The organism is Micromonospora sp. C95 (assembly GCF_018070465.1).
Lineage (GTDB): Bacteria > Actinomycetota > Actinomycetes > Mycobacteriales > Micromonosporaceae > Micromonospora.
In genome coordinates, this window is record NZ_JAGPXT010000031.1 from 34,145 (window position 1) to 54,544 (window position 20,400).

General features: G+C 71.3%; 23 protein-coding genes. 6 read left to right on the forward strand and 17 right to left on the reverse strand.

The window, feature by feature from the left end:
- Nucleotides 1-47 precede the first annotated feature (47 nt).
- Nucleotides 48-611, forward strand: a complete 564-nt coding sequence (locus KBX00_RS25340; protein ID WP_210830565.1) for a Uma2 family endonuclease — start codon at nucleotides 48-50, stop codon at nucleotides 609-611.
- Between the two features lie 72 nt (nucleotides 612-683).
- Here KBX00_RS25340 and KBX00_RS25345 read toward each other — a convergent pair whose 3' ends face one another.
- The 16 genes from KBX00_RS25345 to KBX00_RS25420 form a co-directional block, all read right to left on the reverse strand.
- Complete coding sequence (locus tag KBX00_RS25345) at nucleotides 684-1,097, reverse strand: DUF5130 family protein (RefSeq protein WP_210830566.1); 414 nt, start codon at nucleotides 1,095-1,097, stop codon at nucleotides 684-686.
- On the reverse strand, nucleotides 1,084-1,368 hold the full coding sequence (locus KBX00_RS25350) for a hypothetical protein (RefSeq protein WP_210830592.1): 285 nt from the start codon (nucleotides 1,366-1,368) through the stop codon (nucleotides 1,084-1,086). The genes KBX00_RS25345 and KBX00_RS25350 overlap by 14 nt, the downstream gene beginning before the upstream one ends.
- A 70-nt stretch (nucleotides 1,369-1,438) precedes the next feature.
- A complete protein-coding gene (locus tag KBX00_RS25355) occupies nucleotides 1,439-2,902 on the reverse strand; it encodes an amidase (protein WP_210830567.1) in 1,464 nt (487 codons plus the stop codon).
- Between the two features lie 127 nt (nucleotides 2,903-3,029).
- Nucleotides 3,030-3,458 carry a PIN domain-containing protein gene (locus KBX00_RS25360; RefSeq protein ID WP_210830568.1) on the reverse strand — a complete coding sequence of 143 codons (429 nt, stop codon included), beginning with the start codon at nucleotides 3,456-3,458 and terminating at the stop codon, nucleotides 3,030-3,032.
- Nucleotides 3,455-3,673 (reverse strand): type II toxin-antitoxin system VapB family antitoxin, encoded by a 219-nt coding sequence (locus KBX00_RS25365; RefSeq protein ID WP_269737856.1) that lies wholly within the window; start codon nucleotides 3,671-3,673, stop codon nucleotides 3,455-3,457. The genes KBX00_RS25360 and KBX00_RS25365 overlap by 4 nt, the downstream gene beginning before the upstream one ends.
- A 28-nt stretch (nucleotides 3,674-3,701) precedes the next feature.
- On the reverse strand, nucleotides 3,702-4,721 hold the full coding sequence (locus KBX00_RS25370; RefSeq protein WP_210830569.1) for an amidohydrolase family protein: 1,020 nt from the start codon (nucleotides 4,719-4,721) through the stop codon (nucleotides 3,702-3,704).
- Complete coding sequence (locus tag KBX00_RS25375) at nucleotides 4,721-5,245, reverse strand: 3-hydroxyanthranilate 3,4-dioxygenase (RefSeq protein WP_210830570.1); 525 nt, start codon at nucleotides 5,243-5,245, stop codon at nucleotides 4,721-4,723. Before KBX00_RS25375 ends, KBX00_RS25370 begins: the two co-directional genes overlap by 1 nt.
- Nucleotides 5,242-5,694, reverse strand: coding sequence for a RidA family protein (locus tag KBX00_RS25380; RefSeq protein ID WP_210830571.1), 453 nt, complete (start codon nucleotides 5,692-5,694; stop codon nucleotides 5,242-5,244). The genes KBX00_RS25375 and KBX00_RS25380 overlap by 4 nt, the downstream gene beginning before the upstream one ends.
- Before the next feature lie 337 nt (nucleotides 5,695-6,031).
- Entirely contained in the window at nucleotides 6,032-6,805 is a 774-nt protein-coding gene (locus KBX00_RS25385) for a 2-keto-4-pentenoate hydratase (protein WP_210830572.1), read from the reverse strand.
- Entirely contained in the window at nucleotides 6,802-7,857 is a 1,056-nt protein-coding gene (dmpG, locus tag KBX00_RS25390) for a 4-hydroxy-2-oxovalerate aldolase (protein WP_210830573.1), read from the reverse strand. The genes KBX00_RS25385 and dmpG overlap by 4 nt, the downstream gene beginning before the upstream one ends.
- Nucleotides 7,854-8,783 (reverse strand): acetaldehyde dehydrogenase (acetylating), encoded by a 930-nt coding sequence (locus tag KBX00_RS25395; RefSeq protein ID WP_210830574.1) that lies wholly within the window; start codon nucleotides 8,781-8,783, stop codon nucleotides 7,854-7,856. Before KBX00_RS25395 ends, dmpG begins: the two co-directional genes overlap by 4 nt.
- Nucleotides 8,780-9,574 (reverse strand): 2-keto-4-pentenoate hydratase, encoded by a 795-nt coding sequence (locus tag KBX00_RS25400; RefSeq protein ID WP_210830575.1) that lies wholly within the window; start codon nucleotides 9,572-9,574, stop codon nucleotides 8,780-8,782. Before KBX00_RS25400 ends, KBX00_RS25395 begins: the two co-directional genes overlap by 4 nt.
- Nucleotides 9,571-11,052, reverse strand: coding sequence for a 2-hydroxymuconic semialdehyde dehydrogenase (locus KBX00_RS25405; RefSeq protein WP_210830594.1), 1,482 nt, complete (start codon nucleotides 11,050-11,052; stop codon nucleotides 9,571-9,573). The genes KBX00_RS25400 and KBX00_RS25405 overlap by 4 nt, the downstream gene beginning before the upstream one ends.
- A gap of 20 nt (nucleotides 11,053-11,072) precedes the next feature.
- Nucleotides 11,073-12,404 carry an NAD(P)/FAD-dependent oxidoreductase gene (locus KBX00_RS25410; protein WP_210830576.1) on the reverse strand — a complete coding sequence of 444 codons (1,332 nt, stop codon included), beginning with the start codon at nucleotides 12,402-12,404 and terminating at the stop codon, nucleotides 11,073-11,075.
- Complete coding sequence (gene kynU / locus KBX00_RS25415; protein WP_210830577.1) at nucleotides 12,401-13,681, reverse strand: kynureninase; 1,281 nt, start codon at nucleotides 13,679-13,681, stop codon at nucleotides 12,401-12,403. Before kynU ends, KBX00_RS25410 begins: the two co-directional genes overlap by 4 nt.
- A gap of 8 nt (nucleotides 13,682-13,689) precedes the next feature.
- Entirely contained in the window at nucleotides 13,690-14,583 is an 894-nt protein-coding gene (locus KBX00_RS25420; RefSeq protein WP_210830578.1) for a tryptophan 2,3-dioxygenase, read from the reverse strand.
- Nucleotides 14,584-14,731: 148 nt separating this feature from the next.
- Here KBX00_RS25420 and KBX00_RS25425 point away from each other — a divergent pair, with 148 nt between their 5' ends.
- The 3 genes from KBX00_RS25425 to KBX00_RS25435 all read left to right on the forward strand — a co-directional run bounded on the left by KBX00_RS25425 (nucleotide 14,732) and on the right by KBX00_RS25435 (nucleotide 16,651).
- The gene (locus KBX00_RS25425) at nucleotides 14,732-15,181 is read left to right on the forward strand and encodes an Lrp/AsnC family transcriptional regulator (RefSeq protein WP_210830579.1); all 450 of its coding nucleotides are present in this window, start codon (nucleotides 14,732-14,734) and stop codon (nucleotides 15,179-15,181) included.
- A gap of 72 nt (nucleotides 15,182-15,253) precedes the next feature.
- Nucleotides 15,254-15,802: a hypothetical protein gene (locus KBX00_RS25430; protein ID WP_301548591.1), complete on the forward strand. Its 549-nt coding sequence runs from the start codon at nucleotides 15,254-15,256 to the stop codon at nucleotides 15,800-15,802.
- 12 nt (nucleotides 15,803-15,814) lie between these two features.
- The gene (locus tag KBX00_RS25435) at nucleotides 15,815-16,651 is read left to right on the forward strand and encodes a class F sortase (protein ID WP_210830580.1); all 837 of its coding nucleotides are present in this window, start codon (nucleotides 15,815-15,817) and stop codon (nucleotides 16,649-16,651) included.
- 282 nt (nucleotides 16,652-16,933) lie between these two features.
- On the opposite strand, the gene KBX00_RS25440 is transcribed toward KBX00_RS25435, so the two are convergent.
- Nucleotides 16,934-17,467 carry an HNH endonuclease gene (locus KBX00_RS25440; protein ID WP_210830581.1) on the reverse strand — a complete coding sequence of 178 codons (534 nt, stop codon included), beginning with the start codon at nucleotides 17,465-17,467 and terminating at the stop codon, nucleotides 16,934-16,936.
- 250 nt (nucleotides 17,468-17,717) lie between these two features.
- Between KBX00_RS25440 and KBX00_RS25445 the strand changes: the two genes are divergently transcribed.
- Both KBX00_RS25445 and KBX00_RS25450 read left to right on the forward strand, forming a co-directional pair.
- Nucleotides 17,718-18,770: a mechanosensitive ion channel family protein gene (locus KBX00_RS25445; protein WP_210830582.1), complete on the forward strand. Its 1,053-nt coding sequence runs from the start codon at nucleotides 17,718-17,720 to the stop codon at nucleotides 18,768-18,770.
- Nucleotides 18,771-18,993: 223 nt separating this feature from the next.
- Entirely contained in the window at nucleotides 18,994-20,394 is a 1,401-nt protein-coding gene (locus KBX00_RS25450; protein WP_210830583.1) for an MFS transporter, read from the forward strand.
- Nucleotides 20,395-20,400 lie beyond the last annotated feature (6 nt).

The window sequence follows — 20,400 nt, forward strand, 5'->3', positions numbered from 1 at the left end:
TACACGACGCTCCCGGGCCGTTATCGTGGCCGAAGGAGGTGCACGTGATGGCACAACCGACATACGAGTGGCGCCCACCGGAAGGCGGCTGGCGGGAGCAGGATCTCGCCGAATTGCCGGAGGACGGAAATCGCTACGAGATCATCGACGGGAGCCTGCACGTGACGCCACCGGCCGGCTACGGACACCACTGGCTGGCGGACGAGATCCGGTCGGCGATCCGTGCGTCGGCACCGACGGAGTGGATGATCATCCGTGAGGCCGGGGTCCGCGCCCCGGGCGGCAACCTGATTCCGGACATCACGGTGCTCAAGCCGGGTGCGCCGCCGGACGGCATGTGGGCGGATCCGGCGTACGTCGCCCTCGTCGTGGAGATCGAGTCACCAAGCAGCCGACGCCACGACCGGTTCACAAAGCCCGCGCTCTACGCCGAGGCCGGCATCCCGTTCTACTGGCGGGTGGAACGGGGCGACTTCGGCCCGGTGGTGTACCGCTACGAGTTGGTCAAAGGTGTCCACTACAACCTGCTCGGCACGGTAGGGCCCGACGATCCGGTCGAGGTGACCGAACCCTGGCCGATGCGGCTGGATCCGTCCGCCTGGCCCAGGTGAAGCTGGGAATCCTGGCCATGCAAAAGCCCGGCCGCGCGCGACGCGGGCCGGGCCTTGTCGTACGGGTCGGGCTCAGCCCTTGCCCGCGTAGCGGGAGAGCTGGTCGAGGCCCTGGATGATGCCGCCGGCGAGATCACCGCCACCGAACGCGGCCACCATCGACAGTGCGGCGATCTTGGCGTACGTGTCCGGGACGCGCTTGCGGGCGTACCGGCCGGTGACGATCTCCAACTGCCGCTGGTTGGGTGAGACCGCGATAAGCACCGACCTTTCGGGCTCGGCGAGCTGCCGGTGCAACCGCTCGGCGTGCTCCCGGATCGGCTCGTCGAGGCCGCCGACGAAGACGGAGAAGACCAGGCCGGTCGTCCGGTCGGCCACCCGCAGCGCCTCGTCGATGCGCAGCAGCTGGCGGGTCGAGAACGGCCCGTCGAGCACGTCGGGCGGGTTCTCCGTCCCGGCCGCGTGCTGCTTCTCACCAACGGTCACTTGCGCCTCCGGTTCCACCGACCGGCGCCTCGGCACCGGCCTGTTCCTGCGTGCGGCTGGTCAGCGCGGGCGCCTGTGCCCCCATTGACAGCGCGGTGCCCGCGGAGTCGGCCAGTTCCTCGGGGCGGCCGAGGAACCACACCGGCGTGAAGGTGAACGGCCGGCCCGGCCGGTAACGCTTGGCACCGCCACCACCGCCCTGGCTGCCCGCGTAGACGAGGCCGGCGATCACCAGCACGATGGCTGCCGGGATGCCGACGAAGACCAGCAACGTGTCGGTTACAGACAATCCCAACGCCCCCAGGCGGAAAGAGAGATCTTCGATCGGGTCGGGTGGCGGATCACCGCGGTGACCTCCCGACTCCGCTGTCATTCACGTTAGCGGAGCCGACGCTTCGCCAGACTGCGGGGTGCCGATCCCATCCGCCACTGGAGGTCTCCAGTTGCGCAGCGGTCGCGATCAGCCTCGCGTCGTCGCCGTAGCGGCCGGTGAGCAGCACGCCGACCGGCATCCCCTCGGCGCTCACGCCGACCGGCAGCGAGACCGACGGTTGGCCGGTGACGTTGAAGACCGCGCAGTACGGGGAGAAACGGCGTTGCCGGTCGAAATCCTCCGCCGGGGTGCGTCCCTGGGTGAACCAGCCGACCGGTGCCTGCGGGGCCGCCAGGGTGGGACAGAGCAGCAGGTCACAGCCGGCGGTACGGCGGGCACCGAGGCGTACCTGGGCCTGGATCTCGCCGAGGGTCGCGGTGAGCGTGCCGGCGGAGATCCCGGCGGCCTGGTTCCGCAGGAAACGGGTCAGCGGCAGCAGCTCGGACTCCCGCTGCGGCGGCACCGGGGCGAGCGCGAGGACGTACCAGACGATCTCGAACAGCGGCCAGACCTGCGGACCGAGCGGCGCCGGCACCTCGACGACCTCGTGCCCGGCGGCGACGAGCAACTCCGCGGCCCGGTCCACCGCGGCGACACAGTCCGGGTGGACCGGCTCGTCGGCGAGCATCGGGGTGGTGAACCGGCCGACCCGTAGCGGGCCGGGCTCGTCGGCCCGGGCGGCGGCGAGATAGCCGCCCGGCGGCGGTGGCGGCGGCAGGTACGGCTCGCCGGGCACCGGCTCGGCCAGCACGTCCAGCAGCGCGGCCACGTCGGCGACGGTCCGGCCCAGCGGACCGCTTGTCGGCAGGCCGAAGGCACCGAAACCGAGTGGACCGCCGGAGACCAGGCCACGGCTGGGCTTGTAGCCGATCAGCCCGCACAGCGACGCGGGAATTCGCAGGGAGCCCCCGCCGTCGGAGCCCTGCGCCACGGGCACCAGGCCCGCCGCGACGGCCGCCGCCGCGCCGCCGCTGGATCCACCGGCGGTGTACGCCAACGCCCACGGATTGCGGGCCGGCGGTGCCACCAGGGTCTCCGAGTACAGCGAACAGCCCAGCTCGGAGGTGGTGGTCTTGCCGAGACTGACCAGGCCGGCGTCCCGCATGAAGCGCACCACGTCGGCGTCGACGGGCGGTACGAAGTCGGCGAAGGCGGCCGAACCGAAGGTGGTGCGGACCCCAGCGGTCAGGGTCAGGTCCTTTATCGCGGTCGGTACCCCGTGCAGTGGCCCCCGCCGATCGACCGGAGTCGCGTCGGCGGCGCGGGCGGCTTCGCGCGCCAACTCCGCGGTGACGGTGACGAAGGCACCGACCGTTTCACCGAGCGCGTCGACCCGCCGCAGGTGGTGCTCGACGAGGTCCACGCTGGACAGCTCGCCACGGGCGAGCGCGGCGGCCTGTTCCAGCGCGGTCAGGTCGTGCGGCTCGGCCATGCCGCCATCCTGCCCGCTCAGGCCACCCGTTGCCGCCTCGACACGAGTATCGCGGCCGCAGAAGGCCTTCGACGTCGCCTGTGGGACGCGACCCGCTACCGGCGAGCCACTCCAGACCCGCTCTCACTCAGGAGAGGGTTCCCGGTGGCGACACCCATTCGGACCGTGGTCCACCGACCTCCGCCAACAGGTCGAAATCCTGGTCGTAGTGGAGAACGGTGGCGCCGTACTCAGCGGCAGAGGCCGCCACCATGAGATCCACCGGGCTCGCTGCCCGATGGTGTCCCCGGGCGGTCAACGCGAGTTGCAAGTCTCGCGCTCTCGTGGCCACGGCCTGGGTGATCGGAAGGTCGATCATCAGCTCGGCGCGCCGGGCGCGTACCGTCGTCGCGTTCCTGAAGTCGCGGGCGCTGCGCCCGTCCTCCAGGTCCAACGGTAGGCAGGTCGCGGCCAGCCTCTCCTCGAGCAGCGCCAGGATCCGCTTTCCGACGATCGGCTGGCGGAGGCGACCCCAGGCCGAGGTGTCGATCAGGTACAGGCCGGGCGGAGGGGTCACGCTGCGTCCCACTTGTCGCCGGGTGTCTTGTCATCCTCCAGCAGGCCGGTCCAGTCCCGATCGATGGAGAGCAACTCCCGGATCGCCTCCATCCGCTCGCTGCGCTCGGCGACCATCCGAAGCGCAGCGTGAATGGTGTCCTTCTTGCTCTTGGTGCCCAGTTCACGGCGGGCTCGTTCGAGCAGGTCATCATCAAGATCAATAACCGTCTTCACCAGCCGAGTGTATACAATTACCCCGTCTTTATATACCGTCACGGCCGAGGAAGCGGAGGGCGTTGGTGGAGAGCAGGCTGGTGCGCTGGGCGTCGGTGAGGAAGTCGGCCTGGTGGACCACCGCGCCGGCCGGGCGTTCACCCAGGGGGTACGGGTAGTCGCTGCCCACCAGCACCCGCTCGGTGCCCATGGTGTCCACGAGCAGCCGCAGGGCGGGAGTCGAGAAGACCACCGAGTCGACGTAGAACCGGTCGAGGTAGGAACTGGGCGGGGCGGCGGAGGCACCGCGTACCAGGTCGCCGCGGCGGTGCCAGGCGTTGTCGGCGCGTCCCAGCCAGAACGGGAAGCTGCCGCCGCCGTGGGCGAAGCAGATCCGCAACGTGTCCGGCACCCGGTCGAACACCCCGCCGAGGATCATCGCCAGCACCGACAGGTGGGTCTCGGCAGGCATGCCGGTGAGCCACCGGGCCATCCAGCGGTTCAACCGGGGACTACCGGCCATGTCCCACGGGTGGACGAAAACCGGCGCACCGACCTCGGCGCAGTGGGTCAGGAACGTCACGATGCCGGCGTCGTCCAGGTCCCGGTCGCCGACGTGATTGCCGATCTCCACGCCGACGTGGCCGGCCGCGAGGCAGCGGTCCACCTCGGCGCAGGCCGCCTCCGGGTCCTGCAACGGCACCTGACAGAACGGCAGCAGCCGGTCCCCGCCCGCGGCGGTGACCTCCAGGGTCAGGTCGTTGAAGATCCGGGCCACCTTCACCGCCTGGTCGGCCGGCCGGTCGTAGCAGAAGAAGACCGGGGTGGGCGAGACCACCTGCACGTCGATCCCGTCGGCGGTCATGTCGGCCAGCCGGGTGCCGGCGTCCCAACACTCCGCGCCGACCGGGCGGAACGGGGTCTCCCCGATCATGATCATCGCAGCGCGCTCCGAGTCGACCCGGAGCCAGGGCCAGTCGGACCCGCCGCACGCCGCGGCCAGGTCCGGCCAGCCCTTTGGCACGACGTGCGTGTGCACATCCACCACCGGAGCCACCGACGGCACCATCAGCCCTTGCCCGGGTGCAGGGTGCCGCAGTTGTCGCAGGTACGCGCCGACTCGTCGGCGTAGAACGCGGCGAAGACCGGAGGCAGGTCGGCGGCGATGTCCCGGACCTGCAACTCGACCTCGTGCACCGGGTGGGAGCACTCGGGGCAGTACCACTGGAACTTCTCCAGCGTCCCCTCCTCGCGTACCCGCTCGATCACCATCCCGATCGACCCGGCCTCCGGCCGCTGCGGCGAGTGCGGCGTGTTCCGGGGCAACATCCACATCTGACCCTCGCGCACGTGCACCGTACGCGGCCCCTCGGGCAGCATCAGGTTGATGTGCATGTTGCCCTTGACCTGGTAGAAGAACTCCTCGTACGGGTCGACGTGAAAGTCGGTGCGCTGATTCGGCCCACCGACCACCATCACGATGAAGTCCTCGGACCCGGGCAGCATCTCCTTGTTGCCCACCGGCGGCTTCAGCAGGTGCTGGTGCTCGGCGATCCAGCCGGGGAAGCTGAACGGCTCGGCGATCTCACTCATGACTGGCCTCTTTCTGGGAGCAGGGCGACGGCCTGCATCTCGATCAGCAGGTGCGGATGCGGCAACTGGTGCACGGCGACCGTCGTCCGGGTCGGTCCGGTCGCGTCGAAGAACTCCGCCCACACCTCGTTGTATCCACCGAAGTCGTTCATGTTCACCAGATAGGTGGTCACCTGGACCAGGTCGGTCAGCTCGGCACCGACCGACCGGAGCAGGTCCGCGATGTTCTCGATCACCGCCCGCGTCTGCGCCCGGATGTCCAGATCGGTCGTGCCGAACTCGTCCACCGCCACGCCCGCGAACGTGTTGTCCGCCCGCCGCGACGACGTCCCCGACACGAAAACGAACCCACCCGCCACCTTCACATGCGGAAACGCCCCCCGAGGCACCGCCTTCCCGGCAACAACCCGGGCCCCGTCACCCCCACTCACGACAGACCTCCCCGACATCCGGACGGGACAGCACCCACCCCAACCCCCCACCCAGCCGGCACCGACACCGGCGCCGTCGACACCAGACCCGATCCACCCGACCCGGGCACCATCCACCCCGGACCCCGTCCGCCCGGCGCGGTCACCACCCACCCCAGATCAAACCCACCTGACAGCGGCGCACGAACCTCGACCACGTCAGGGCTTCCGGGCAGCCCGACCGACGACAGACCCCACCCACCTGGCACCGGCGCGCGAAGCCCGACCACGTCGGGGTTCCGGGCAGCCCGACCGGCGCAGGGATCAAGCCTGACCGCCCGGAGCCGGTCGGGCTGCCCGGAACCCCCACCCCCGCTCACGACGCACTCCGCAACGAAGCCGTACCGAGCTTCTCCACCACCGCCCGGACATGAGCACCAGCACGCAACGGCACCGCAGCCGTCGCCGCGCCCGCCAGGAACACCCAGCCCGAGCGCAACCGCACCCCGTGCCGCCCCGCCAGCCGAATGCCCTCGTCAAGCGCCCGTCGCGGGTCGCCGAGGATGGCCGCCGTCGAGCCCACCTGCGCCAACCGCCCGTCGATCTCCAACAGCACGCCCAGGTTGTCCAGGCCGTCCGGCACCGGCGACCAGGGCCCGATCACGAACGCGCCGGCCGAGGTGTTGTCGGCGATGACGTCCGGCAGGGAGAAGGTGAAGTTCGCGTACCGGGAGTCGATCAACTCGATCGCCGGAGCGACCGCCCGTACCGCTTCGGTGAAGTCACCGACCGGCTCACCGGGCTCGGGCAGCCGGTCCAGCAGGAACGCCACCTCCGGCTCGACCCGGGGATGGATGAACGCGGACACGTCGACCGTGCCACCGTCGGGGATCCGCATCGGGTCGGTGAGCCGACCCCAGATCACTTCGTCCACCCCGACCTGGGCCATCTTCGCCTTGCTGGTCAGCCCCATCTTCAACCCGACGAGCCGCTCCCCCCGGTCCAGCCGGCGCTGCACCAGGGCGGTCTGCACCGCGTACGCGGCGTCGACGTCCAGCCCGGTCTCGGCGGCGAGCTGAGCGATCGGGGTAGCGGTGTCGGCGGCCGTGCCGAGCGTCTCGGCGACCCCCGCGATGTCCGGCCCGATCATGAGTTCTCCTTGCCGGCCAGGTCCAGCGCCACATCGACGATCATGTCTTCCTGCCCGCCGACCATCCGACGTCGGCCCAGTTCCACCAGGATCGAACGGACGTCGACGCGGTAGCGCGCCGAGGCCCGTTCGGCGTGGCGCAGGAAGCTGGAGTAGACCCCGGCGTACCCCAGGGAGAGGGTCTCCCGGTCGACCTGGACGGGCCGGTCCTGCAATGGGCGGACGATGTCGTCGGCGGCGTCCATCAGGGCGAAGACGTCACAGCCGTGCTGCCAGCCGTGCAGCTCGGCGACCGCGACGAAGACCTCCAGCGGCGCGTTGCCGGCGCCGGCACCCATGCCCGCCAGGGAGGCGTCCACCCGCACGGTGCGGCCGGCCGGCGACCCGACCGGGCCGTCGCCGGCGACCCGGCCGTGCTCGACGGCGAGCACGCTGTTGGCGACCCCGAGGGAGAGGTTGTGGTGGGCGTGGATGCCGATCTGCGTGGTCGGTGCGAGGACCTGCCGGTACGCGTCGACACGCTGCGCCACGTCGGATATCAGCAACCGGCCGCCGGAGTCGGTGACGTAGACGCAGTGCGCCCCGTAGGACTCCATCAGCTTCGCCTGGGCGGCCAGCCCGACCGGGTCGTTCATGTGCGACATCATCAGGAAGCCGGCCACGTCCATGCCGTTCTCCCGGGCCCAGGAGATGTGCTGGGCGGAGATGTCGGCCTCGGTGCAGTGGGTGGCGATCCGGACGCTCGTCACCCCGAGCGCCCGGGCGGCCTTCAGGTCGGCGATGGTGCCGATGCCGGGCAGCAGCAGGGTGGTCAGCTTCGCCCTCGTCATCACCTCGGCCGCCGCCGCGATCCAGTCGGCGTCGCTGGCCGCGCCGTGGCCGTAGTTGACGCTGGACCCGGCCAGACCGTCACCGTGGGCCACCTCGATCGCGGCGACCCCGGCGGCGTCGAGCGCGGCGGCGATGGTGCGGACCTGGTCGACGGTGTAGCGGTGCGCGATGGCGTGCATGCCGTCGCGCAACGTCACGTCCTGGATGTACAGCTCCGTCATGGGGCCGGCACCACCTTCCGCAGGGCGGCCAGCCGCTGCGCGGTGCGCAACGCGGCCGAGGTCATGATGTCCAGGTTCCCGGCGTACGCGGGCAGATAGTGCCCGGCGCCGGAGACCTCCAGGAAGACCGAGACCTGCAACCCGGTGAGCTGCCGTCCGAGCGACGGCACGTAGGTGTCGACGCGGTCGAACTGCACGTCCTGCTTGAGGCGGTAGCCGGGGACGTACTCCTGCACGGTGGCCACCATGTCGCCGACCGAGGCGGCGATGGCGTCGCGGTCGGCGTCGGGGTCCGGGCAGAGGCAGTAGATGGTGTCGCGCATCAGCAGTGGCGGGTCGGCCGGGTTGAGCACGATGATCGCCTTGCCTCGATCTGCGCCGCCGACCACCTCGATGGCCCGGGCCGTGGTCTCGGTGAACTCGTCGATGTTGGCCCGGGTGCCCGGGCCGGCCGACCGCGAGGCGATCGACGCGACGATCTCCCCGTACGCGACCGGGGTCACCCGCCGTACCGCGGCGACGATCGGCACGGTCGCCTGCCCGCCGCAGGTGACCATGTTCAGGTTGGTCTCGCCCAGGTGCTCCTCCAGGTTGACCGGCGGCACGACGTACGGGCCGACCGCCGCCGGGGTCAGGTCGATCACGGTCCGCCCGTGTGCCCGCAGCACCGCGTCGTTGTGCCGGTGCGCACCCGCCGAGGTGGCGTCGAAGACCAGGTCCACGTCGGCGAACTCGGGCAGCGCGACAAGACCCTCGACACCCTGCGCGGTGGTGGCCACGCCGAGCCGGCGAGCCCGGGCCAGCCCGTCGGAGGCGGGATCGATCCCGGCCATCGCCACCATCCGCAGCGAATCCGACAACCGCAGTACCTTGATCATCAGGTCGGTGCCGATGTTGCCCGACCCGATCACCGCCACACCCGTCATCCGTGCACCTCCTTGGTGAAACAGGTCCGCACCGAACCGAGACCGGAGATGCGCGCCTCGTACGCCGCGCCCGGTGTCACCGCCACCATCGGGCCGAGCGCGCCGGACAGCACCACGTCACCGGCGCGCAGCGGATCACCGGCGCGGGCCGACGTGGCGGCCAGCCAGGCCAGCGCGTGCAACGGATTGCCCAGGCAGGCCGCCCCGGCACCCACCGACACCGGTTCACCGGCGTGTTCCAGGACCATCCCGCACAGCCGCAGGTCGACCTCGGCCGGCCGGCGGGGCGTGGTGCCGAGCACGAACAGGCCGCTTGAGGCGTTGTCGGCCACCGTGTCCACGATGGAGATGTCCCAACCGGCCACCCGCGAATCGACGATCTCGATGGCCGGCAGCAGATGGTCGACGGCGCGCAGCAGGTCGGCGGTGGTGACCCGGTCGTCGGGCAGATCGGTGCCGAGCACGAAGGCGACCTCCGCCTCCACCCGGGGTTGCCGCAGGCGGCCGATCGTCACCTCGGCACCGTCGGGCACCGCCATAGCGTCGGTGAGCACCCCGAAGTCCGGCTCGTACACCCCGAAGCTCTCCTGGACCGCCCGGGAGGTCAGCCCGATCTTCGCGCCCACCCGGCGCTGCCCGGCCGCCAGCCACTCGCCCACCTGGCGCTGCTGCACCCGGTACGCGGCCTGGACATCGCCCTCCGGCAGCAACCGCCCACGCAACGGTGGGCACGGTTTGCCGCCGGCTCTGGCCTCGGCCAACTCTCGCGCCGCCAACTCAACACCACTCATGACAGATCCACGCAGACGTTCGTCAGTTCGGAGTAGAAATTCAGCGAGTGCACGCCACCCTCCCGACCGATGCCGGAGGCCTTCACCCCACCGAAGGGGGTCCGCAGGTCACGTAGGAACCACGTGTTGACCCAGACGATGCCGGCGTCCAACCGGGCACCGGCCCGGTGCGCCCGGCCCACGTCCCGGGTCCAGACCGTCGCCGCCAGGCCGTATTCGGTGCCGTTGGCCAGGGCGTACGCCTCGTCCTCGTGGTCGAACGGCGCCACGTGCACCACCGGCCCGAAGATCTCCTCGCGGTTGGTCCGCGCGTCCGGGCCGAGCCCGGTCAGCACCGTCGGCTGCACGTACGCGCCGCCGTCGCGGGCGTCGTCGAACCGGGGCACCCCACCGCCGGCGAGCACCCGGGCGCCTTCGGCCCGCGCCAGGTCATAGTGCCCGAGCACCTTGTCCCGGTGGCCGTGCGAGATCAGCGGCATGTTCACCGTCGCCTCGTCGGCCGGCCAGCCGTACGCCAGTTCGCCGGCGCGCCCGGCCAACCGCGCGGTGAACTCCTCGAACACCGGCCGCTGCACGTAGATCCGTTCCGTGCAGAGGCACACCTGGCCGCCGTTGGTGAAACTCGACCGCACCGAACCGGCCACCGCCGCGTCCAGATCCGCGTCGGCGAAGACCAGCCCGGCGTTCTTGCCACCCAACTCAAAGCTGACCGCCTTCACCCCGTCGGCGGCGGCCCGCATGATGGCGCCGCCGGTGGCCGACTCACCGGTGAAGGTGATCGCGTCGACGTCCGGATGACGGGTGAGGAACTCGCCGGCCGAGTCGGGCCCGAAGCCGTGCACCAGGTTGAACACGCCGTCGGGCACCCCGGCCGCCGCCATCACCTCGGCGAGCAGGGTGGCCGACGCGGGCGTCTCCTCGCTCGGCTTGACCACCACCGCGTTGCCGCAGGCCAGAGCGGGGGCGACCTTCCAGGTGAGCAGCAGCAGCGGCAGGTTCCACGGCACGATCACCGCGACCACGCCGACCGGCTTGCGTACCGCGTAGTTGAGAGCCCGACCACCGGTCGGGGTGACCGTGGTGAACGACTCGGTCGGCGCGGTCGCCACGATCTCCGCGAAGGCCCGGAAGTTCGCCGCACCTCGCGGGATGTCCAGGGTGCGGGCCTGCGAGATGGACTTGCCGGTGTCGGCGACCTCGGCGGCCACCAGGTCGTCGAAGCGACGCTCCAACTCGTCGGCGATCCGGCGCAGCACCTCGGCGCGCTCCCGCTCCCCCGCCCGACCCCACGGACCCCGCAACGCGGTCCGCGCCGCCGCCACGGCATCGTCCACAGTGGTCTGATCCGCCTCGACCACCTCGAACACCGGCTCACCGGTCACCGGGCTGCGCTTGGCGAAGCGGGTTCCGGTGTCGACGAACTCGCCGGCGACGAAGTTGCGCAGCAGACCGGGACCGTCAGGTGCCCGCCCGGCCATCAGCCGGGGATCCCAGAGCGTCATCGGAGCCTCCTGAACCCGAGCGCCACCGCCGCGCCGGCCACCACCGCCAGGCCGGCCGCCGCCAGGCCGATCACCTGGTACTGCCGGCGGACCCGGCGGCGCACCTGCGCGTACGGGACGGTGGAGAAGGACACCAACTCGTACTGGGAGACGTACCGGCCGGGCAGCGTCCGCTCCAGAGCATGCTCCACCTGCTTGCGGGCCCGGAAGACCGGGGAGGCGACCTTGTCGCGCATCTCCACGAAGTTGGCAAGCGCCATCCGGGCGATCGCCTCGGCGTTGTCCTGCCGGCGGTGCTGGAACAGCGGCAGCGCCGCCGACCAGTCCCCGGCGCACTCGTCGAGGCAGCGGTCCAGCTCGACCACGTCCTCGAAGGCACAGTTCGCACCCTGGCCGTAGAACGGCACGATGGCGTGGGCCGCGTCGCCGAGCAGCGCGACCCGCCCGTCGACCTGCCACGGGTCGCACCGCACCGTGCCGAGCACCCCGACCGGGTTGTGCTGGTAGTCGTCGACCAGGTTCGGTGCGATCGCCGGCAGATCCGGATAGTGCTGCGCGAAGTGCCGCTCGATCGCCGCCGCGCTGCCTAGCGAGGCGAAACTCGCGGTGCCGTGGGTGGGCCAGAACAGGGTGCAGGTGAACGAGCGGTCCGGGTTGGGCAGCGCGATCATCATCGAGGTGCCGCGCGGCCAGATGTGCAACGCACCCGGATCCAGGGCGAAGTCGCCGCCCAGCGGCGGGATCGTCAGTTCCTTGTAGCCGTAGTCGAGGAAGTCGACGCTCTCGGTGACCAGGTCGTGGGCGAGCAACTGTCCGCGTACCGCTGAGCCGGCGCCGTCGGTGCCGAGCACCACCCGCGCGCCCTCGGTCACCGTGCCCCGCGGCGTCTCGAAGGTCATGGTCGCGGTGGCCGGGTCGAGCCCGACCAGCCGGTGCTCGAAGGCGATCCGCACCCCCGGCAGCTTGGCGGCGGCCGCCAGCAGGGCGTTGTTCAAGGCACCCCGGCTGATCGAGTTGATCGCGCGGTCGCCGGAGACGCTGTACGACTGGAAGTCGGTCGGCCCGCTCACCGGATGGATCATCCGGCCCCGCATCGGCAACGCGTCCGTCATCACCTGCTCGGCCAGTCCGATGCGACGCAGCGCGTCGAGCCCACGCTCGGAGAGCGCCAGGTTGATCGAGCGGCCCCGCTCGGGGGTGCCGCTACGCGGGTCCGGGCGCCGCTCGTAGAGTGCCACCGGATGGCCTCGGCGAGCCAGGAAGCAGGCCAGCAGGCAGCCGGCCAACCCGGCACCCACCACCGCAATCTCGTCGCGCTCCCCGGTCACCGGACCACCCCCGGAACCGTCGCGCCCAGCGCGTCGGCGACCCGCCAGCAGTCGTGGTACGTCGAGTACAGCGGCACCGGGGCGAACCTGACCACATCCGGCTCCCGGGCGTCGGCGATCACTCCGTGCTCGTGACGCAGTCGCTTGGTCAGCTCGTTGGCGCTGCCCGCGCCGATGCGTACCGAGAGCTGGCAACCGCGCCGACGCGGCTCACGTGGAGTGATCACCCGCAGGGGCCGATCGGCGGTGACCTCGTCGAGCAGCCGCTCCAGGTAGCCGGTGAGCCGGAGGCTGCGCGCCCGCAGCGCGGACATGCCGATCGAGTCGAACAGTTCCAGCGAGGTGCGCACCGGGCCCATCGCGAAGATCGGTGGGTTGGAGATCTGCCATGCCTCCACGGTGGCCGGTGGCCGGCTGACCGGGGCCATCTCGAACCGGGTCGCCGCCGCCGTGCTCCACCAGCCCTCGAAGCGGGGCAGCGTCGCGTCGCCGTGGTGGCGTTCGTGCACGAAGACCCCGGCCAGCGCGCCGGGCCCCGAGTTGAGGTACTTGTACGAGCACCAGGCGGCGAAGTCGACGTCCCAGTCGTGCAACGACAGCGGCACGTTGCCCGCCGCGTGCGCCAGATCCCACCCGACGACCGCGCCGGCGGCCCGGCCGGCCGCGGTGATCGCCGGGATGTCCATCAGCTCACCGGTGAGGTAGTTGACGCCGCCGAGCAGCACCAGCGCCGCGGTGTGGCCCTCGGCCGCCAGGTAGCCGGTGACGTCCTCGGTGCGCAGGGTGTCCTCACCGGGACGCGGCGCGAGCCGGACGATCGTGTCGTCCGGGTCGAGGCCGTGGAACCGTGCCTGACTGCGCACCGCGTAGCTGTCCGACGGGAAGGCGCTGTCCTCGATGACGATCCGGGTCCGCTCGCCGGCCGGCCGATAGAAGCTGACCATCAGCAGGTGCAGGTTGACCGTCAGCGAGTTCATCACCACGGTCTCCGTGGGCAGGGCGCCGACCAGGCGCGCGGCCGGCGCCGTCAGCAGCTCGTGGTACGGCAGCCAGGGCCGTTCCGCGGCCAGATGCCCCTCCACGCCGAGCTGGCCCCAGGCATCCAGGTCGGCCAGGAGTTCGTCGCGGGTGGCCCGCGGTTGCAGGCCGAGCGAGTTGCCCGCCAGGTAGGCGGCCTCCGGGTAGCGCCCACCGTCGGCCGGCGGCACGTGGAACAGGTGCCGGTGCCCCGGTTCGGCCGCGTCGAGGCGGCGTGCCTCGTCTTCCGTCACGTTCATCGTCACCCTCACATCGCCGTCCGGGCCGACCACAGTTCGGGGAAGACCACCCGGGCCATGCTGCGTTGCAGCCACGCCAGCCCGGCGGAGCCGCCGCTGCCCACCTTGGCGCCCATGGTCCGCTGCACCGCCTTGATGTGGTGGTGCCGCCAGTCGCCGAACTGCTCGGCCACCTCGGTCAGCGCCTCGCCGAGCAGCCGCAGGTGGTTGTCGGGCCCGGCGTCGGCGTAGATCTGCACCCAGGCCGCCTCGACGGCGGGGTGCGCCTCGTGTTCGGTGGCCACGTCCCGCGCCAGCAGGTCAGCGGGCAGGTCGTGGCCGTGCCGGGCGAGCAGGGCGACCACCTCGTCCCAGACGCTCGGCGTGGCCAGGGCGTCGGTGAGCTCGGTGTGCACCTCGGCCTGCCGCCGGAACGGGCGGATCAGTGCCGGGTCGCGCAGCCCGAGCAGGAACTCCAGGTGGCGGTACATCGCCGACTGGAAACCCGACCCCTCGCCGAGCAGGTTGCGGAAGCGGTTGAAGTCGGCCGGGGTCATCCAGCGCAGTCCCCGCCAGGCCGCGTTGAGCCCTTCCAGGTGCAGCGCGGCGCGGCGCAGCGGGGCCAACGCCTCCCACACCCGGTCGGCGCGCAGCAGCCGGGACGTCTCCCGTAGTTCGTGACAGGTCAGGCCGAAGTACAACTCCATGATCTGGCTGACCATCAGGAAGGACATCTCGCCCGGGTCGGCGCTGAGCGGCTGTTGTAGCCGATGCAGCGTACTGGCCTGCACGTACGCGTCGTACGGCACCCGCTCGGCGAACTCCAGGGTCGGTTCGCCGCCGTTGTGGGCGGCGCGCGCCACGCGCTGCCCTGCGGTGACCGGACGCACCTCCGTCCGGGGCCGCAGCTCCGTCTGCTCCATGCGTCCGCTCCTCCCGGCTCGCCCGTCCCGTCATGATCTCCCGTGCGGTTGGCCAGATGGAATGCCTGTTCAACGGCGCTTTCGGTGGTTGACCTAAGGAACGGAAGCCGCTCGCCGGCAATGACCTGCCGGACGTAAGGTCGCGGGCATGGACGAGATGGACTGGGCCCTGCTCCGCGAGTTGCAGGCCGACGCACGGTTGTCCTTCAGCGAGCTGTCCCGGCGGGTGCACCTGTCCCCACCCGCGGTCGCCGAGCGGGTACGCCGGCTGGAGGAAACCGGCGTGATCAGTGGGTACCACGCCCACGTCGACCTGGCCCGGGCCGGCCGCACCGTGGTCGCGCTGATCCGGATGTCCTGTTACGGCGCCCGGTGCATCCTGCACGACCCCGAAGTCGCGCGATGGCCGGAGATCCTGGAGATCCATCGGATCACCGGCGACGCGTGCAGCGTGCTGAAGGTCGCGGCCGGGTCGATCGGAGACTTCGAGGCGGTCATCGACCGTCTCGCCCCCTACGGTCAGCCGTCGAGCACGATGGTGCTCTCCACCCCGCTCGGCTGGCAGGCCGTCACTCCGCTGTCCGGCCCCGGCGGTTAGCCGCCGGGGCAGAGGGAAAGCCGCGCAGGTCGCCCCAGCAGGACCGGTACGCCGGTGCCGGGAGGGAGGATCATGCGAGGTCTGCGACAGTACGGAGGCGTCCAGCACGCCCTGTCGACCATCGCCCGACTGTTCGGGGCGTTCGTCCTGATCGCGGCGTTCGCTCTGGCCGGGCTGCTGCTCCTGCCCGGCACCGCACCCGCCAGAGCGGGTGAGAACACCTTCGTCGAGGTGACGCCCAACAGCGTCCAGGCCGGCTCCCGGGTGAGCATCCGGGCCAGCTGTGACAACGCCAACGATCGGCAGGCCGAGGTGACCTCGGACGCCTTCGACCGGGTCTTCCTCCGGCCGGACAACGGCTTCCTCACCGGCTCGGTCACCGTGCCGGGCAACAAGGCGGCCGGCGACTATCCGGTGCACCTGCGCTGTGACAACGACCGGACCGACAGCACCACGCTCACCGTGCTGAACATGGACCAGCCCACCAAGGGGCCGGCGACCGGTGGCGGCGGGACCGCCGACCGGGGCACCGGCTCGATGCTGCTGCTGGGCGGCGTCGCCACGGTGACCGCAGCGGTGGTCTTCGGACTGCTGAGCAGCCGGCGCCGGGCCGGTTCCTGACCGACCGTCGCCATGGCCGGCTTCCGCGTACCCACGCCGGAACCGGGCCCCGGTGCACGCCGGACCACCACCGGTCGCGGCCGGCGAGGCTGGCGGCGGGTGGTCGCGGCGGGCGGCCGGCTGGTCCGGGTCGCCGCGCAGATGGGCTCGGCCAGCGTCGCCACGCCCGATCCCGCGGCGGCACCGCTACCGCCCCGGCGGCCTCGGGCCTGGGCGGCGGGGGCCAGACGCTCCGGTCACTCCGGTCCAGGACTACCGGTGCTGGTCATCGGCTCGCTGATGCTGCTGATCATCGCGATGCTCGGCGTGGAGCGGCTGACCGGGCTGAGCGTGCTACCGGACCGGTTCATCGCCGGGCTCGCGCCGCCACCCAGGAAGGTCCCGCTGCTGGCGGCGAGCGAGCCGGTCGGCATCGAGATCAACAAGATCGACCTGGCGGCCCCGGTGCACAACGTGGGCATCGCGCCCGACGGCAGTATCGCCGCACCGCCGGCCGAGCGGGCCCAGGAGGCCGGCTGGTACGACCAGGGGCCCACCCCCGGCCAGTACGGCCCGGCCGTCATCGTGGGGCACGTGGACACCACCACCGGTCCGGCCGTCTTCCACCAGCTGCCCCAGTTGCGCGCCGGCGACCGGGTCGAGGTCGCCCGCTCGGACGGCTCGGTGGCGATCTTCGAGGTCGACCGGGTGGACCGGTTCGACAAGGAACAACTACCCACGGACGACGTCTTCGGTGACTTCAGCCGTCCGCAGCTTCGGTTGATCACCTGCGGCGGACGCTGGGTGGGTGGGGAGACGGGGTACGCGGACAACGTGGTGGTGTTCGCTTCGCTTGTCGAGGCTCGTTAGGGCTTGCTGTGGGGGTTTTCGGGGAGCCCGACCCGCTCCGGGCGGTCAGGCTTGATCCCTGCGCGGGTCGGGCTCCCCGAAAACCTGTTCGGCGCACTCTCCGCGCGGAAGGGCGGCGGGTGTCGTCCGCAGAGGCGGATGGCGGGGAATCTGGCGGGCGGACTTCCGGCGGTGATCCGATCTTGGATCGGGAGTGCCCCGGGGAGGGCGTTTTGGGTCCACGAGTTCGGGCATCGCCTGGGCCGGCGCGCGGGCCGGACGGGGAGTCGACGCCGAGGGCTGTCAGGCGGCTTCGGGTTCGCGGAGGTCCAGCCAGTTGGCCCAGCGCGGGTCGGGGGCGCGGTGGCCGAGCACCCGCCAGGCGATCCCCTTCGGGGCGGTCGGCAGCGAGTGCAGTCGCCAGCCCAGCTCGGCCGGGGTCTTGTCGCCCTTGGTGTGGTTGCACCTGGCACAGGCGGCGACCACGTTCTCCCAGGCGTGCCGGCCGCCCCGGCTGCGGGGGAAGACGTGGTCGATGGTTTCCGCCGGGCCTCGGCAGTAGGCGCAACGCCAACCGTCCCGGGCGAAGATCGCCCGGCGGGACAGGCCCACGTGGGTGCGGTAGGGCACCCGGACGAAACGGGTGAGCCGGACGACCGAGGGCACCGGCAGCGCGTTGCGGGCGCTGTGCAGGATGCCCTCACCGTCGGCGACACAAACCGCCTTGGCCGAGAGCACGAGAATCGCGGCACGACGTACCGACACGACACACAGCGGCTCGTAGGTGGCGTTGAGGACCAGCGCGCCGGAGCCCACCGTGGGTCGTATGTCAGGCATCGCGTCACCCTCCCGGTCAAGCGGCTTACCACTCGCCACCGCCGACCGGCGTCGGGCACAGCCCCACACCACGTCGACGCCGGCCGGATCACCGACGTCCGCTGCGCCAATAGTCCCTGATCGGAACCGGGAATGCACGTACTAATCCTGGGTAGCCCCGCGCCTTCCCCCGGCCGCGCTCGACCGGCCGGGCGGCGCCGGACGGTGGGTCGACGGCGGACCTGCCGACCGGTTGGGGTACGAACACAGGGTGACCGTCAGCAGCCTCAGCCCCACCCCCGCCCCGTCCAGCCCGGAGCCGGTCGAGACGCCCAGCCCGGAGTGCCTGGACGAGGCGCTGTGCAAGATCGTCTGGAACTGGACCGACTCGGTGTGGTTCGCCGAGGGCAGCTTCTGGATCCTCGTCAAGCCACTGCGGATCATCATGATCCTGCTGCTGGCGTTGGCCGCCCGGTGGCTGGTGCACCGCACCATCCGTCGGCTCGTCCGCAGCACCAGCGACGCCGGTGTGCCGACCATGCTCCGCCCACTGCGCGAGCGCATCCCGACCGCCGCCAACGAGCCCGGCGAGTTCGTCCCGGAGCGTCGCCGGCAGCGCGCCGAGGCGATCGGCTCGGTGCTACGGAGCCTGAGCACCGCGTTCATCTTCGGCATCGCCCTGCTGATGGTGCTCAAGGAGTTCAGCTTCGACCTGGCACCGCTGCTGGCCAGCGCGGGCATTGCCGGCGTCGCGCTCGGCTTCGGCGCGCAGAGTCTGGTCAAGGACCTGATCGCGGGGCTGTTCATGCTGATCGAGGATCAGTACGGGGTGGGCGACAACGTCGATCTCGGCGAGGCGACCGGCGTGGTCGAGGCGGTCGGACTTCGGGTCACCACAGTCCGGGACGCACGGGGGGTGCTCTGGTACATCCGCAACGGTGAGATCGTGCGGGTGGGCAACAAGAGCCAGGGGTGGGCGCTGGTGGTGGTCGACCTGCCCATCGGTTTCGCCAGCACCGAGGAGGCGACGGCCGTGCTGCGTACCGCCGCCGCGTCGCTCGCGGTGGACCCGGAGCTGGCCAGTTCGATCGTCGAGCCGCCGGAGGTGCTCGGCGTCGAGCAGGTCACGGTGGAGGGCACGGTGATGCGCACGGTGGTGAAGACGACCGCCGACGGTCAGTTCAGCGTCGGCCGGGAGCTGCGTCGCCGACTGGCTGAGGCGCTGGAGAACTCGGGTATCACGGCGAGGATCGCGGCGGGCCGCCTCTACCCCGGCATACCTACTCGACCGGACGCCGAGACCGGTCAAGGCGGCGCCACCTGAGCCGACCGGCGGGGGTCGCGACTGAGCGGCCCCCTCGGGTATCGTCCGTTCGTTCAGTCGGAGATGCGACCAACCAACCGTTCGCCCTAGCCAGTTGTCAGACGATCGGGCAGAATCCGGTGCACGCGCTTACCGAGCGGTGTCACGTCCTCGCTGATCTGCAGACCTGACGATGGTCCCGGGCCGCCATCACGAGTGGCCAGACACCGGGACGATGGAGGCGATGGTGTCCGACGAGCGACCTTCTCCGGAAGGGCCGGCCACCTTCCGGGAGGTTTTCGCCCAGCGTGAGTATCGGGCCGTCTTCGCGGCCAGCACGCTGACCTGGGTCGGTGACTACGTCGCCCGGGCGGCAGTCACCCTTCTGGTCTATCGGGAAACCGAGTCCGTGGCGTTGTCGGCGGCCGCCTTCGCGGTCTCCTACCTACCCTGGCTGGTTGGCGGCCCGTTGTTGGCCACGATCGCCGAGCGGCACCGGTTCCGTCAGGTGATGGTGGTCTGCGACCTCGTCCGGATGGCGCTGATGCTGCTCGTCGCCGTCCCGGGGATGCCGGTACCGGTGATCCTTGCGCTACTGTTCGCGACCACGCTGGCGAATCCACCCAGTCAGGCCGCGCGCTCGGCGCTGCTGCCGTTGATCCTGCCCGGCGACCGACTCGTCGTCGGGCTGTCCGTCAACGCCAGCGTGGGGCAGGCCGCCCAGGTGGTCGGCTACCTGCTCGGCGCTGCCGTCGCGACGTTCAGCCCCACCGCCGCACTGCTGATGAACGCGAGTGCGTTCGCGCTGTCGGCCGTGCTCGTCCGACTCGGAGTGCGCGACCGGCCACCGGCGATGACCAGCGCCCATCGCAGTCACCTGATCCGGGAGACCGCCGCCGGCTTCCAGATGGTCTTCCGGACACCGGTGCTGCGGGCGATCGCCGTCCTGGTCTTCAGCGCCATGCTCTTCTCCATCGTTCCCGAAGGGCTGGCCGCCGCCTGGGCCAACGAACACGCCGGCGAGAGCATGGACCCGGGGCTGGCGCAGGCGGTGATCATGGCCGCCACTCCGACCGGCTTCATCCTCGGCGGACTGATCATCAGCCGTGCCGTCGCACCGGCCCGCCGGCTGCTCCTGCTCCGGCCGTTGGCCGTGATCGCCCCACTAGCACTGGTGCCCGCGCTGTTGGATCCGCCGCCGGTGGTGGTGGCGCTGCTCGCCGCGGTCTGCGGATTCGCGGTCGCCGGGCTGATTCCGACGGCCAACGGACTTTTCGTCCAGGCCCTCCCGGACGGTTTCCGGGCCCGGGCGTTCGGTGTCATGGCGACCGGAATGCAGGTCATCCAGGGCGCGGCCGTTCTGGTCACCGGGTTGCTCGCCGAGCGGTTTCCGATCCCGCTCGTGGTGGGGGTGTGGAGCATCGCCGGGGTGTTGTTGATGTCGCTCGTCGTCCTGCGCTGGCCCGACCAGCAGACGGTGACCGCCTCCGTCGACGCCGCCCGAGCCGCCTCCGCCGCCGCGAGCACCGAGGCCACCGCGAGCACCGAGGCCACCGCCCCTGCCGGATCGTCGGGGGGCACCTCTGCCGAGGATCCCGGTCCCGGGCACGTGGGTCCGGGGCGGCCCCGGCACGCGGTGAGCTGAGCCACC